This window comes from Microvirga massiliensis (assembly GCF_001006805.1).
GTDB lineage: Bacteria > Pseudomonadota > Alphaproteobacteria > Rhizobiales > Beijerinckiaceae > Microvirga > Microvirga massiliensis.
The window spans coordinates 79,206-92,944 of the sequence record NZ_LN811355.1; the positions used below are offsets into that span (position 1 = coordinate 79,206).

General features: G+C 63.2%; 9 protein-coding genes and 3 pseudogenes. 7 read left to right on the forward strand and 5 right to left on the reverse strand.

Features of this window, described 5'->3' with window-relative positions:
* Positions 1-47: 47 nt before the first annotated feature.
* Positions 48-887 (forward strand): hypothetical protein, encoded by an 840-nt coding sequence (locus tag BN1233_RS18755; protein ID WP_046865144.1) that lies wholly within the window; start codon positions 48-50, stop codon positions 885-887.
* Positions 888-1,220: 333 nt separating this feature from the next.
* The gene (locus BN1233_RS46025; protein ID WP_048707433.1) at positions 1,221-3,338 is read left to right on the forward strand and encodes a DNA cytosine methyltransferase; all 2,118 of its coding nucleotides are present in this window, start codon (positions 1,221-1,223) and stop codon (positions 3,336-3,338) included.
* A gap of 62 nt (positions 3,339-3,400) precedes the next feature.
* On the opposite strand, the pseudogene BN1233_RS44790 reads toward BN1233_RS46025, so the two are convergent.
* The 5 genes and pseudogenes from BN1233_RS44790 to BN1233_RS18780 form a co-directional block, all read right to left on the reverse strand.
* Positions 3,401-3,575, reverse strand: a pseudogene (locus BN1233_RS44790) (aspartate 1-decarboxylase); the annotation flags it as partial.
* Positions 3,576-3,679: 104 nt separating this feature from the next.
* Positions 3,680-4,096, reverse strand: a pseudogene (locus BN1233_RS18765) (4Fe-4S dicluster domain-containing protein); the annotation flags it as partial.
* Positions 4,097-4,280: 184 nt separating this feature from the next.
* Positions 4,281-7,394 (reverse strand): peptidoglycan-binding protein, encoded by a 3,114-nt coding sequence (locus BN1233_RS43085; RefSeq protein ID WP_048707431.1) that lies wholly within the window; start codon positions 7,392-7,394, stop codon positions 4,281-4,283.
* Positions 7,391-8,185: a protein phosphatase 2C domain-containing protein gene (locus BN1233_RS18775; RefSeq protein WP_048707429.1), complete on the reverse strand. Its 795-nt coding sequence runs from the start codon at positions 8,183-8,185 to the stop codon at positions 7,391-7,393. Before BN1233_RS18775 ends, BN1233_RS43085 begins: the two co-directional genes overlap by 4 nt.
* Entirely contained in the window at positions 8,167-8,850 is a 684-nt protein-coding gene (locus BN1233_RS18780) for a vWA domain-containing protein (RefSeq protein ID WP_046865146.1), read from the reverse strand. The genes BN1233_RS18775 and BN1233_RS18780 overlap by 19 nt, the downstream gene beginning before the upstream one ends.
* Positions 8,851-9,136: 286 nt before the next feature.
* On the opposite strand from BN1233_RS18780, the gene hxsD reads away from it, so the two are divergent.
* The 5 genes and pseudogenes from hxsD to BN1233_RS46030 form a co-directional block, all read left to right on the forward strand.
* Positions 9,137-9,436 carry a His-Xaa-Ser system protein HxsD gene (gene hxsD, locus BN1233_RS18785; protein WP_187144321.1) on the forward strand — a complete coding sequence of 100 codons (300 nt, stop codon included), beginning with the start codon at positions 9,137-9,139 and terminating at the stop codon, positions 9,434-9,436.
* The gene (hxsB, locus tag BN1233_RS18790) at positions 9,433-10,899 is read left to right on the forward strand and encodes a His-Xaa-Ser system radical SAM maturase HxsB (RefSeq protein WP_046865148.1); all 1,467 of its coding nucleotides are present in this window, start codon (positions 9,433-9,435) and stop codon (positions 10,897-10,899) included. The genes hxsD and hxsB overlap by 4 nt, the downstream gene beginning before the upstream one ends.
* Positions 10,900-10,904: 5 nt before the next feature.
* The gene (gene hxsC / locus BN1233_RS18795; protein ID WP_046865149.1) at positions 10,905-12,065 is read left to right on the forward strand and encodes a His-Xaa-Ser system radical SAM maturase HxsC; all 1,161 of its coding nucleotides are present in this window, start codon (positions 10,905-10,907) and stop codon (positions 12,063-12,065) included.
* 605 nt (positions 12,066-12,670) lie between these two features.
* The gene (locus BN1233_RS44795) at positions 12,671-12,841 is read left to right on the forward strand and encodes a peptidoglycan-binding protein (protein WP_187144322.1); all 171 of its coding nucleotides are present in this window, start codon (positions 12,671-12,673) and stop codon (positions 12,839-12,841) included.
* A gap of 132 nt (positions 12,842-12,973) precedes the next feature.
* Positions 12,974-13,739 (forward strand): annotated as a pseudogene (locus tag BN1233_RS46030) (IS630 family transposase); the annotation flags it as partial.

The window sequence follows — 13,739 nt, forward strand, 5'->3', positions numbered from 1 at the left end:
GCGTGCACGGCCAGCGGGCCACACGTCTCATTCTTCGCGAGCCCACAATGAAACTCCTGCTCCCCAAGGTTCTCGACCACCTGACGAACAAGGCAATCGTCTGGTGTGACCTAACCGGCCCCCATTCCTTCCGTCGCGCCCATTCGAGCACCATCGCGTTGGCGCCTCAGATGGCACGCGCGGAGAAGTTCATCTTCGACTCGCGGACGGACAACGATCACGACTTCGTCGGTGCGGTTCGGGAGACGGCGCTCGAGATGATGCAGGCGGGGCTCTTCCACCTTCCCCATCCCGTCACGTGGATCGAAGACCCGTTCGAGAGTGAGCCGGACAAGCGGCACTTCTACCTTTGTATCGAGCATGGCACCAGGATCGAAGTGCGCATGTTCCACGGCGCCGACCTGGGGCCTCGTGGTCCCTGGCTGTCCGTGTTCGAGCCGCGCATCGAAATCGATCTGGCGGAACCGAAGCATACGTTCGCTTTGAACGGAGTCGAAATCCTGCTGACCGTGGCCGAGCCCTTGGCTTATCCCGAGCGCTTTCACGTCAAGCGCAAATGCGGAGAGGCCGTCTATGCGCTCAAGAAGTTTCTCGTGACGCTCGCGACGGGACAAGCAGTCACCGAACGCGTCGACCGGAAGAAGAGCGCGGGCCTGCCGAAGCGCTTCCGCGATTATTCCCACACCATCATCAGGGTGCCTCTGGATGAGACTCCAGGACACACCGATCCCGGTGCCGCCGGACCCAAGCGCCGGAAGCATCTCGTGCGAGGCTACACCTGGGGCAAGAACACGCGCCCGCTGGAAGAGCGGCGCTGGATCGCGCCGTTCTTTCGTGGCTCGGCAGAATTGGGCGAAGTTTCTCGATCCCATACGGTAGTCGGTTGAGTGATCTAACGTAGTTGAATCCGGCCTTCGCAGAACGAGCTGAAGCACAAACGTCAATTTCTGCCCAGCATCGCTGCGGTGCTCAGAGAACGCAGAGCTGGTGGAAAGAGTAAGCTGCCGTGGACAGCGGCAACCAACAGACGCTCCAGACAATAGACGACCGTCTCAGGGGAGAGAGATTCCGTGCGCCCGATGTCCTGGGCCATTGAGACATCGCCCGCACATCCCCTGCTCGCCGGAGGGTGGATCGCTCGAATTTTATCCATCTCCCTCACGGGAATTGCACAGCCGCCCTGGCATGGGTGCCCGCGACCAGTTTCCGGAGCCCAGGCCATGAGCGAATCCGCATCCCTTTTTCACGACAGCATTTCACGCGTCGAGTCCGAGAACGCGATCTCGGAGGCAATCGATTCTGACGTCCACGCGCAGATAGCGACAAGCACGCTGCGCGCTACCAGAAAAACCCGGCGGACCAAGAAGTCTCCGGATGGCATGCCCGTCGACGAGGCCGCTGCGGAAGAGCGCGCGCTGCTCGAGAACCTGAAAACGGTTCGTGACCGGTCTCTTGAGCTGCGGCGTCGGGCGGTCGCTCAGGCGTTCGAGTTCGCGGACCAATGCCGTGCCTTCGCGGAGAGACTCCCGAGCGCTCAGGTGCTCGCGTTCATCGAGCAAGAGTGCCGTATCCCGCGAACGGAAGCACAGAGCTACTTGAAGCTCACCGAAGTGCTCGGTCCGGAGCGTGAGATGCTCCAGGAGAGCGCCGTCGAGGTCCCGGTCCTGTTCCAGTTGCTGAAGCAGCCTGAGGCCGTACGCACCGAGGCCTTGAGCATGCTGCGCTCCGGGCGAACCCTGTCGCGGGCCAGCCTCCGTGCGCTGCGGCAGGACGTGCTCGCCGGTGAGGAGCGCGGCAAGCCGGACCGCAGTCCCATCAAGGAACTCCAGCGGGCGGTGCGAACCCGGGCGCGCAACTTCATCGAGCGGCTCCTTCAGGATCTTGCCGGCTTGGCGAACGCCTATGCGGCTCTCTACAACGAGACCGTCCCGGAAGACCGCTCGCCCGAAACGGTGGCGCGGGTCGACGCGCTGGCAGCCGATGCGCGCCGGCTTGCGGATCGCCTTGCTGCGGCTGCCCCGGCGGACCTGTTCACCGCAAGGCCAAACGACGGACGCTCTTGGGGGCAGGTCTACAGCACCCTGCGCCTGATCGCAGATCGAAAGCTGTGCCTTGATGAGGACTGGTCCTGGCCGGAAACCCATCCGCTCTGGATGGAGGAGATCTTTCACAAGGACCTCGTTTGGGCCCTCGGCCAGGAGATCCCGGAGCTGGAGGGTCGCCGACGCCCCATTCCGAAGGGGGTCGCGCCGCTCGACTGCAAGCCGCGGAGTGCCGCCTCCCGCCCCTCTTCTGCGTTCCAATACACCGTGCTCGAGCTCTGTGCCGGTGCGGGCGGCCAGGCGATCGGCCTGCACGCGGCCGGGTTCTGGCACGCCGGCATCGTCGAGAACAACCCGGAGGCGGTCGAGACGCTGCGGACCAATCGTCCATCGTGGCCGATCATCGAAGCCGACCTGAACACGCTTGATGTCTCCCAGTTCAAGGGCGTCGATCTGATCGCGGGTGGCCTGCCCTGCCAGCCCTACTCGCAGGCGGGGCACCGCCGCGGCGCAGAAGACGAGCGCGATCTCTTCGACCGCACGCTCCAGATCATCGAGACCGTCCGCCCGAGGGCTGTGATGATCGAGAACGTCGTGGGGATCACGCATGTCACGCACATTCTGCGGCGGCTCTCGGTCCTTTCGGCGCTCGAGAGCCTCGGCTACGACGCCGAGTGGCGCGTGATCGACGGGCCGAGCTTCGGCCTGGGGCAGAACCGCCGCCGCGCCATCCTGGTCGCGATGCAACCCGGCCTGATGCATCGGTTCCGCTGGCCGCTCCCACCCGAGATGGCGCCGATGCCGGTGGGAACCCTGCTGAGGGACCTGATGGGAGCCCGTGGCTGGAAAGGCCTCGACAGGTGGGTCGCCAAGGCGAACCGCGTCGCGCCGACCCTGATCGGCGGCAGCGCCAAGAAGATGGGCATGGACCTCGCGCAGCCGAAATCGCGCGAGTCGTGGACCAGGCTTGGGATCAATCCCCGCTGGGTGGCGCGCGAGGCGCCGGGACCAGACTTCGAGGGCGAGCCATACCTCACTATGCCGATGCTGGCGCGGCTTCAGGACTTCCCGGACAACTGGCTCTTTGCCGGGTCGAGGCGCTGGCAGTTCCGACAAATCGCCAACGCATTCCCGCCGCGCCTGTCACGCGTCATGGGGCTTGCAATTCTGCGCGCGCTGTCCGGGGTAGAGATCGATCTCCGGATCGCGCTCCAGGCGCCGCTGTTCAAGAGGATCGATCTTGCGGAGCTAAGAGCCCTCGAACTCGCCAGGGAACTTGCCGAGGCAGCCGAATGACCGGAGCGGCATGCTGCGGCGGGAGATGGGTCGGTTGGCGCTAAGATCCATGGTGCCAGCATGCGCGAACCGCGAGTGCCGAGGATGACATAAGTCGAGATGCAGGCGCCAGAGTTCTTGTTCCAGATCTCAACGAACTCCAGCGGCAGGACCCCGGCTTTCTTGCAGTGATGGGGATCGAGCCATGATCATCCACGTTAGCATCAGTACATGGATGCCGTGGCGCTTGGTGGCGATTCCCTTTCTCGTCGGGCAAGACCCTTCATCTCTCAGCCTTTCAGAGTCGGCCAGCGAACGTCACGGGAGCCCCCAATTACGAATGTGCCTCGAGCCGGCCCACCTCACATGCTCACGTAGTTCGGTCCGCCGCCGCCTTCGGGGGCGACCCAGGTGATGTTCTGGTTGGGGTCCTTGATATCGCAGGTCTTGCAGTGGACGCAGTTCTGGGCGTTGATCTGGAAGCGCACGCTCCCGCCCTCCTCGATCCACTCGTAGACGCCGGCCGGACAATAGCGCTGCGACGGCCCGCCATAGACGTCGTGCTCCGAGCGCTTCTGCAGCGCCAGGTCCGTCACCTTGAGGTGAACGGGCTGATCCTCCGCGTGGTTGGTGTTCGACAGGAACACCGACGAGAGCTTGTCGAAGGTCAGCACCCCGTCGGGCTTCGGATAGGCGATCGGCTTCACCTCTGCGAGCGGCTTCAGGCATGCGGAATCCGGCTTGCCGTGGCGCATCGTGCCGAACGGCGACCAGCCGAACAGCTCAGTGAGCCATATGTCCCGCTGTTTGCAAGGCCAGAATGGAACAAACTAGGCTTGTTGTTACTGGTCGGCCTTTCGCCTAAAGACCAGTAACGGGCGGACTCTCCACCGTCTGCAATCTCCTGATTTTCAAAATTCTCGGGACGCAATTCAACAATGCGCGATGTACTTCGCTGTATCCTCAATGTCCTGAACGTGTGCAACGCCAATAGACGGTCGTACCTCGCTCGCTGCTCCAGGTGAGGGATTGTCCGGAGAGGTAGAGGCGTACGTTTGCGGTCCACGACCGCCCTGCAGCAGTGCAGAGTGCGCGAACACGCCATCCATTCGCTTCAGCCTGCACATCCTGAAACTCACATAGACCACCATTCGCCTCGGCGCGTGTCGAACTAATGACCACAGGAGCGTCAGCCAGCGTCGGCCCGCACTGAGAAGGCTGTCCCGCCCAGCGCCCGACGAAAGTTTGCGAGGCTGAAATGGCTGACGGGTTTATCAATGCCTGCTCGGTGGCCGCATCCCACTCGTCTGGCGAACTGATGTTATTCATCGCCCGGAAATCCCGGAGCGCCTCACGGGAGGCTGCTCCCCAGACTCCCTCCCCGTCGAGTGAGTAGTAGTCGAGGTCCCGCAGACGGGATTGGATCCATAGAGCATCGGTCGGATTAAGCGGGTTTCGGGTCGCACCCAGTGGCGGCGGAAACACGGACTCAGAAGGCTCTGGCGTTCCAAGCAGCGGCAAAGCCGGTGATCCCGCGGGCCGTGCCGCATCGGAGAGCAAGACCATCTGCGTCGGGCGGTCCCAGCGGTCGTCCAAGCCAAACCCATGAACCTTGCGGAAGGCCTGAAGCGCGGCGCGCGAGCGGGGTCCCCATACGCCATCTGCAAGTCCGTTGAGATAACCCAGGTGCTTCAGGCGATCTTGGACACGAGATGCGTCGGCCTGAGAGAGTAGATCAAGCAAAGGCGGCGGTGCGGCGCTGACCTCTGGCGTTTCGGCGGCAGGACGTATCTCGATTGGAGCAGGAAGCGGCGCGACTGTTGCCGGCTCTGCGGCAGTCGTTGGCGCTAATGCGTCGAACGCCGGAGGTGAGCTTTGCTCGGCTGATGGCGAAGTTATCTGTTGTGCTGCGGGCGAGACCTCAGCAGACGAGGCCTGTGACGAAGCAGATTCCCCGGCGTCAGCGGACGGAGTAAGTGCAACGTCCACGGGTCGGCTCGGGACAGCAGGAATTTCGTGGTGAACGACCGGTCGAGAGGTCGGCAGGTGCGGCGTCCCGCCGGTTGCAAAGGCGGAACCGACAGCCAGTCCGGCGACCGCAGCCGCTACAACGCCGACGATCCCGCCACCACGTCCGATTCCCGCGGCGCTTCGCTGTTCGGCCTCCGCCTGTTTCAACGCACTCCATGCTGCCGCTACGGGCTGACCCGGCGCCGCTCTGAGCGCTCTTGCATCGGCCTCGGCCTTGCGCAGATACGTAAGCGTTTGCTGCAATCGCGCCTCTGCATCGAGGCGCACGCGAGCGATATCCGACCGCACCGCTGCGGTATCGGCAGGGCTGACCGGGATCGATGGGTCGAACACGAACGAGCGCTCCAAGCCCTCTCGCCAGTTCACGATAGAGCGCGCCCTCCTCGGACCGAAACCATGGATAGATTCGATGCGGCGCCGATCGACGTCTGCTGCGGTCTCAATGCCGTAGGACTTGAGTGTGATCTTGCGGGAGGGTCCGATCCCGGGGATCGTGGCCCGATCGATGGAGTACCGCTCCAGGTATTGCCGCTTCTGCAGTTCCAAGCGCATACCGTCGAGTGCCGCCAGTCGCCTGGCCTCCTCGGCCGGAAGCTTCCGGATGGTTTCGACAAGCGACTGGGCGTCACGGCGGATCTTGCTAAAGGCAGTATTGCCAGCGGCTTGGTGCCAATGCGCCGCCACAGTGGCCCACGCATCCCGGGCCCGCGTGAGGGCCCGGCCTGTTGACGCGAGAGCGGTCGGAAGGACAGATGCGAGATATAGTGCAACTCCGAGAAGGCCAAGCCCCAGGAGGGGCCCAGGCCCATCCGCGAACAACAGCGCTGCGCCCAGGAACGCGCAGCCCGCAGCCTTCCCGATTGTCTTTAGGCGCTCCGATCGCAGGGGTTGTGAGTATTGTGCAGGCATTGCCTGCGTCGCCTGCCGCATGAGCGAAGCCAAATCCGGTGCGGGTCCCGGGTCGGGGACAGCGTTGACTGCCGCGATCAGCTGGCCCACATCGAACGGCCGGCCGGTGGCCGACTGTGGGACTATTGGCACAAAGGCCGTAAACCCAGGGTAGGCCTGCTCCATGCGACACCAGGGGCACGACGTCGCTGCGCGGAAGTGATGGTGTGCCGCGTTCGCTGAGCAGCGCACAAGCGTAGCTTCCGCTGCATCGAGCAGCGTCATCCACTCGGCGGCGGTCGGGCGGCTGCCGCTCGCCCCGATGGCCCCAAATGCGCGCTCGAAGGCATCAGCGATTTGCGGCGGCAGATCCATCAGCGTTGGGACATGCGGTGGCGGCTCCATGAGTGTAACTCGCCTACGCGCCGAGTAGGCGAAGCGGAGCTCAGCGATGGCCCGTTCCATAGGCATATCGCCTAGTCCTTGGTAACGCCCAGCATACGGGTGGCGCCCCATCATCAGTAGGTTGAACACGAGGACGGCGAGGCCGAACGCGTCGTGGTTAGCCTGGCGCGTCACTTGGTCGAGCGGCTTGCCCTGCAACTCCGGTGGAGTGAAGTCTGGTACGCCGACTTTGCACGGGAACGTCCGATCTCGGTGCACAACCTGAAAGGAGTCGCTGTCGATCAGGGTGACAGTGGCATCATCTGACACCAAGATACCGGAGTGGTTCACGTCGCCAATGACGCAGCCTGTTGCATGCACGCTAGCCACTGCCCGCGCTACGTTCGACGCGCTGCGCACTAAAAACGGGAATGTAGCCTTCGGAAAAGTTGTCTTGCGATTTGTTGGTGAGTAGAGCTGATGGATCGGCTTGTGCCCGCCCACCCGACGCATCGTGAACCCCGCGAAGGTGCCATCCCTCGCGAACAGCGCCTCGACCGGGAAGGCAACGAAAGAGGCGCCCTCGTGCCAGCCGGCCTGCACCATAGCACCGATCTTATCGCGCCGGTCTGCGGCGAGACCAGGAAGATAGATCTTCGCCGCGAGATCTGTGCTTCCCCGCACTTCGTACACTGCGCCCTCGCCACCCTGCCCAAGAAGGGTGGTTAGCTGAACGGTCCGGCCGAGGGGCGTCTGGAATACGCCGCTCGTCATGGGCCTTCTGCAAGCCTTGCTAGAATCAGGGTCTTGTCGTCGTCGGTTCGCTCGGTAACGGCAGATCCGTCCAGAAAAGCCCTAAGGTCCGCAGACAGGCGCCGCTGCCGGCCGGGGGAAGACTTGCGAAGGGCCCGGAACATGGACTCAAAAAACGGGGCGAAGGCCGTCGAGGATGCGAAATCGAGCGCGAGTCGCTCCACTCCGTCCGTGAGTAGCGCGACTTCTTCGATGCGCCCTGACACTCGACGCACGGTAATACGGGGCTCCGGATCATCAGTGACGAAGAAGGTAGTGGCGGCATACTCGCCTTGAGTGGGCCAGCTCGGAACCTCCCACACTCCCACCCCGGCAAGCCTCAGCACACAGGCTCCGTCGCCGACGTGAACGATCGTTGCACCGTCAGAGTCGACAACACACCCCACGAGGGTTGCCGCAAAGTCACGACGCGATGCTCCTACACGCTCGGCTCGGTCGCCGATGCGGTCACGAATGTCGTCGAGCCACTCTCTAACGAGTTCGTCGCTGATCGTCCTGCCATCAGGTCGTGCGAAGTGAGCAGACGCTCGTCGACAGAAATTCTGCACGACGATTCTCGCGCCGATGCTGCCATGAGCCGCGCTGCCGGCCCCATCCGAGACAACCGCAATGAGGACCGATCCTCTAGGGCCATGCGTCTCCACGCAGGCGCCTGCATCATCGCATCCAACACCGGCCCTCAGATGCGAAGTGCCTATGGAGCAAGCTCCGATCCAGCTCCAGTGGTAAGGCATCATCCGGCGGTTGCCCATCCATTCGGCGCGACGGGGTTCTCCAGCGGCACAGCCTCGCCCGGCTGCGACCGGGACACGGAGGACAGCGATGCGGATAGCCACTGGAACAGCTCACGAAATTGGAGGCCCTTCAGCTTCAGCGGCTCGCGTACGCTCACCTGCCGCAGCGCGTCGACGTTGGCGCCTTCGACACCGACGGCGTAAAACATGAAAGCCTTGCTCGCCTCGCCTTCTCGCACGAGCTCCGCGGCCCGGGCGATGGAGTCAGTTGGCCCGCCGTCAGTGATCAGGAACACCCATGGCCGATAATATGAAACGCCATTGGCCCGGTAGGCATCCTTGCGGCGGCGCAGGAGATCAAGTCCCTGCTCGATTGCCGCGCCCATAGGAGTGTCGCCAGCCACGGCAAGCGTCGGCGGATAAAAGTGTTGGATTCCAGTGAAATCCGCTTCGACTTTCACAGGGCCGAATGTTACAATTCCCACCTCCACGCGTTTAGCCGCTAGGCTGTCGGCGAACAGCTCGTCGCGGAAGGCCCGCAGGCCGGCATTGAGCTCCTCAATCGGACGCCCCCTCATAGACATTGAATTGTCTAAGAGGAGCAGGACGGCACACCGATTCTCCGGGTTTTCTGCAAAGACCGCGTCGCCGAACGGTCGCTGCTCGTACGTGGTATCGCTCATTTCTGCCCCCTTGCGGGTCAGGCCCGCGTTCGTGCTGTTTCTTGACCTACCGCCATCCTGCAGCGGTTAGGAGGATTCATAGTGGCTGCCGGCCTGCAGTGGAAGTTTGCTTTTCGCCATTGAAGAGCAGCGTGAATCCACTTTGGTACCCCACCACAGGGCGTCCGGCACGCCACCTACCCTATGGTAACCCTGAACAAAAAGCCGCTTTCAGAGTTTGACCGCTTGCCAGACGGGAGCGAAGACCGTTTATTAGCTTGTAATGGGCAGCGACAATACTCAGGGCATGAATTCGGGGGCGAGCTTTGAGATAGATCTATCGGTCTATCCGCTTGAGGCCGTCCTGCGCGCGAGCTACTGGCTTGCGGACCAGGCCGTGGTTTCCCTCCGGGATCTGCCGCCCGGTCGGCTGCTTGTTGATGTGCGGGCCCATTCCGGGGTGTCCGCCGAGGCGGTTTGCGAACGGCTTCAGACTGCGTTAATCGATTTCGCAATACGCGTCGATGTGGAGCGGCAGACGCAGGAGCTTCGCACGCTGATTTGGCGAACGGCCTTCGCCGAGGTCGCCGGTACGGGGCGAACGTGAGACCAGCGTTTCAACCAGCAGCGGCCTTCGCTCCGGTCGACTATGCTGCCCTCCCATATCGGTTCGCGAGGCTGTCGGCCGACTGGGTGCTAGTCACCTCCGAGGCCGGCGACCACGAATTCCTGAATAGCACGGAGTTTGCAGCCCTAGCACGTGGAGCTCCGCTCACGGGCGAGACGCTGCGCAACCTCGAGTCCAGCCATATCGTGTATGCTGGAGACCCGTCCACAGCGGTGCGCCTCCTCGCGGCCAAGCTTCGGTCCAGGAAATCATTCCTCCGGGGCGGGCCCTCGCTCCACATCTTCGTGGTGACACTGGGATGTGACCATAGTTGCCCGTACTGCCAAGTGTCGCGCCGGAGTCATGCATCGGACGCGTTCGTTATGTCGTCAGCTGTAGCCGATCACGCTGTCGATCGGCTTTTCGAGAGCCCACCACGCGTACTGACCGTCGAATTCCAAGGCGGAGAGCCACTCCTTGCCTTCCCGGTCATTCGTCGGGTGGTCGAAAAAATTGAGGCGCGTAATCGCACTGAGGGCCGGCGGATCACCTACGCTATTGCCACTACGCTCCACCACCTCACGGATGACGTCCTTGCGTTCCTGAAGGCGCACGACTTTCAAGTCTCAACGTCACTGGATGGGCCGGCCAGCCTCCACAATGCTAACCGGCCGCTGCCTGGACAAGACGCGCACGCGCTCACCCTTGGCGGTATCGAACGGGTGCGCGAGGCGATCGGCTCGGATCAGATCTCGGCGCTCACAACTCTCACTCGTCGCAGCCTCTCAGTCCCCGAGGCGATCGTTGACGAGTATGTGAGGCTCGGATTCCGCTCGGTATTTCTGCGTCCATTGAGCCCCTTCGGGTTCGCTCGCCGGTCGGAACGCCGCCTCGGCTATGGGACAGATGAGTTTCTCGCGTTCTATGAACGAGCACTCGACTACATCATCGCCCTAAACGCTCGCGGAATCGACATTGAAGAGACCTACGCCTCTATCCTACTCAGCAGCATCCTGACACCGTTCCCGACGACCTACATGGATCTACGCTCGCCGGTCGGCAGCGGGTTCGGCACCCTCGTCTATAATTATGACGGCAGCGTCTACGCATCCGATGAGGGCCGGATGCTGCGCGAGATGGGCGAAGATAGTCTTCGCCTCGGCTCCGTTGAGCAGCCATACGATGAGCTTATGCGCTCGCCCACTATGCAGTTGCTGGCAGCTGCCGGGCTCTCCGAAGCGCAGCCGGGGTGCTCCGATTGCGTGTTCGTCCCGTACTGCGGACCCGATCCGGCCGGCTCCTTGTCCCGACATGGTGACCCGGTCGGGCATCGGGCCGAGAGCGAGCACTGCAAGAGGCATATGGGCCTATTTCGAATTTTGTTTGAGCGCTTGGCGCACGATCAAACCGCCACAGAGGTATTCCGTCGCTGGGTGGATGGCCCGGCACCGGCAGAGCGCTGAGTATCATGGCCCCACCACTTCACACCCGCGGGTCCACCGACGGGATCACAAGCCCGAGGCTGTTCAAGGTGCTCCGGCTCGAAGAGGCGCTTGGCTCGCACGTGCCCCTGGACCGAGTCATGGTTGATTTGCGCAGCCGGAGTGATGTGGATCGGGACGCGCTGCAGGGTATTGGGGTTCCCGTAATCCTTGAAGAGGGTAATTCCGACGTATCGCCGCTACCGCGGCTCCATTCCCTGTCAAACCCGGCTGTTGTTGGTGCGGGAGATGCGATCCGTGTTCACCCATCGGGACAGGTCAACGTGCTCTACCGCCGGGGCGCCAACGCGAACACGCTATTCGCGACCGAAGCCTGCAACAGCCGCTGCCTTATGTGCAGCCAACCGCCTCGGGACGAAGACGCTAGCTGGCGCGTGGCTGAGATGCTTGAGCTGCTGCCTCTCATTGATCCGACCGTTCCCGCCCTTGGCATCACCGGCGGTGAGCCAACGCTGCTCGGGGAAGGACTGCGCCTCGTTCTCGAGGCGGCATCGGCTCTTCTGCCGGACACCACATTTCATGTTCTCACAAACGGGCGCACGTTCGCGAGCGCACCCCTTGTTGACTCGTTCGATTCGGTGACCGGTCGCGCCCTCTGGGCCATCCCGCTCTATGCGGACAACGCACGAGACCACGACCACATCGTCCAGGCCGGTGGCGCCTTCGCAGAAACTATCGACGGCTTGTACAACCTCGCCGAACGTAGCCACCGGATTGAGGTTCGGTTCGTCCTGCACCGTCTCACAGTCGGGCGCCTTGAGCGGTTTGCGGAATTTATCTACCGCAACATGCCGTTTGTTGAGCACGTGGCCTTCATGGGGCTTGAGCCCATGGGCTACGCGCGGATGAACCGCGACCTGCTGTGGATCGATCCATTGGACTACGCTCCCGCGCTCGGAGAGGCCGTCCGACGGCTATCTCAGCGCCGCATGCGCGCCTCGATCTACAACGTCCAACTCTGTTTGCTGGACGGGCGGTCGCGACCGTTTGCGCGGCAGAGCATCTCAGACTGGAAGAGCGCCAGTGCGCCCGAGTGCGCGAACTGCGCAGCTATCGACTCCTGCTGCGGCTTCTTTCGGTCGGCAGGCCCTCAATGGCGCAGCCGCGGTATCCAACCCCTTCCGTAGAGCAAGGTGTTCGCATGACACGGAAATGGTCCGAGATGATCAGGACGGTGCTGGCCTGGGCGATGCCCGCCACCACTGCGGCGACCGTCTGGACGCCGTCATTCGCAACCACCGACGCTGTGTCGGATGCCATCGTAGCGGGCACACCGTCGCGGCGTCAGCCGATTACCTTCGAGCGACCGAACTATCTCGACGGTCCGCAGCTTTACGCAGGGCATAGGAGCCATTCGAGCCACCGCTCGCACTCAAGCCACCGATCCCACTACTCGGGTTCGCGCGGCGGATACTCCTCCGGATCGACCTACTCGTCGCCGCTCTACTCCCCCTCACCTCCCTCAACCCTCTCATCGCCATCCTATAGCCCGCCAACGCCCCGACCCTCTTCAGCCCCCTCATACATCCCGCCGACCCCGACATCACCGCCTGCGGCTTCTTCTCCGGGAGTGTCACCTCAGGTCCCGGGAAACGGGACGTCACCTCTTCCCTCGCACACAACGCCGGTTGAGCCATTGCGGCCTGTGTCCCCAAGTCTACCCCCGGGCCTGTCCGCCGCTACGCCAAGCACGGTCACAGCCACCAAACCCGTAGCCCCCGAGGTCATGGTCATGCGAGTGCAAATGGAGTTGAAGTCGCGGGGCTACTACGATGGCCCAATCGACGGGCGGATGAGCATCGATACGCGTAATAGCATCCGTGCGTTTCAACTCGTTCAGAGACTGCCCGAGACTGGCAACATGGATAATGCCACACTTGCTAAGCTCGGCATCACGTATTGAGAGCATAGAGCGTGAAGACGATCCCCTCGATTGGCGCCAACTGCTAGAGCACGATGAGGTTTGATGGAATCGGTGGGGCTTCGCGAAAGGCTGGCGTTCTGCTTCAAGGTTGTGGAAGCGCAGGCCTGGATGATGGCACGCCCCTCTTCTCTGGATTTGCGCGAGCGGGCGATCGCGCGGGTGCAGGCGGGCGAGAGCGTCCGCGATGTCGCGCAAGCCCTGAGCCTCAGCCCGTCGAGCGTTGTGAAATGGTCCCAGCGCTTTCGCGCGACCGGCAGCGCGGCCGCCGGCCCGATGGGCGGCCATCGCCCGCGGCGGCTCGTGGGGAACGATGCCACGTGGTTGCGGGCGCGCATGGCTCAAGCCGACTTCACCTTGCGGGGCCTGGTCGCGGAACTCGCCGCGCGCGGCCTCAGGGTCGACTATCACACTATGTGGAGCTTCGTGCATGGCGAGAAGCTGACCTTCAAAAAAAGCCGCGTGGCCGCCGAGCAGGCGCGGCCTGACGTGGCTCGCAAGCGGGCCCGCTGGCAGAAGGATCAGGGCCGGATTGCCGCGACCCGGCTGGTGTTCATCGACGAGACCTGGGCCAAGACCAACATGGCGCCGCTGCGTGGCTGGTGTCGAAGCGGTCAGCGGCTGAAGATGACGGTTGCCCTCCGGCCATGGGAAGACCATGACCTTCCTGGCCGCCCTGCGGCACGATCGGATCGACGCCCCGTGGGTCATCGATGGTCCGATCAATGGCGAGCTGTTCGAGCTCTCTGTCGAGACGGTGCTCGTCCCGACGCTCAGGCGCGGCGATGTCGTCATCCTCGACAATCTCAGGAGCCACAAAGGACCGCGGGTGCGTCGCGCGATCCGGGCGGCGGGGGCGAAGCTCTTCTTCCTGCCGTCC

Bases quoted from the DNA above. Each gene is read 5' to 3' on its own strand.
- BN1233_RS43085 (WP_048707431.1), bottom strand. From the start codon at position 7,394: ATGACGAGCGGCGTATTCCAGACGCCCCTCGGCCGGACCGTTCAGCTA.
- hxsD (WP_187144321.1), top strand. From the start codon at position 9,137: ATGAATTCGGGGGCGAGCTTTGAGATAGATCTATCGGTCTATCCGCTT.
- hxsC (WP_046865149.1), top strand. From the start codon at position 10,905: ATGGCCCCACCACTTCACACCCGCGGGTCCACCGACGGGATCACAAGC.
- BN1233_RS18755 (WP_046865144.1), top strand. From the start codon at position 48: ATGAAACTCCTGCTCCCCAAGGTTCTCGACCACCTGACGAACAAGGCA.
- BN1233_RS46025 (WP_048707433.1), top strand. From the start codon at position 1,221: ATGAGCGAATCCGCATCCCTTTTTCACGACAGCATTTCACGCGTCGAG.
- BN1233_RS44795 (WP_187144322.1), top strand. From the start codon at position 12,671: ATGCGAGTGCAAATGGAGTTGAAGTCGCGGGGCTACTACGATGGCCCA.
- BN1233_RS18780 (WP_046865146.1), bottom strand. From the start codon at position 8,850: ATGAGCGATACCACGTACGAGCAGCGACCGTTCGGCGACGCGGTCTTT.
- BN1233_RS18775 (WP_048707429.1), bottom strand. From the start codon at position 8,185: ATGGGCAACCGCCGGATGATGCCTTACCACTGGAGCTGGATCGGAGCT.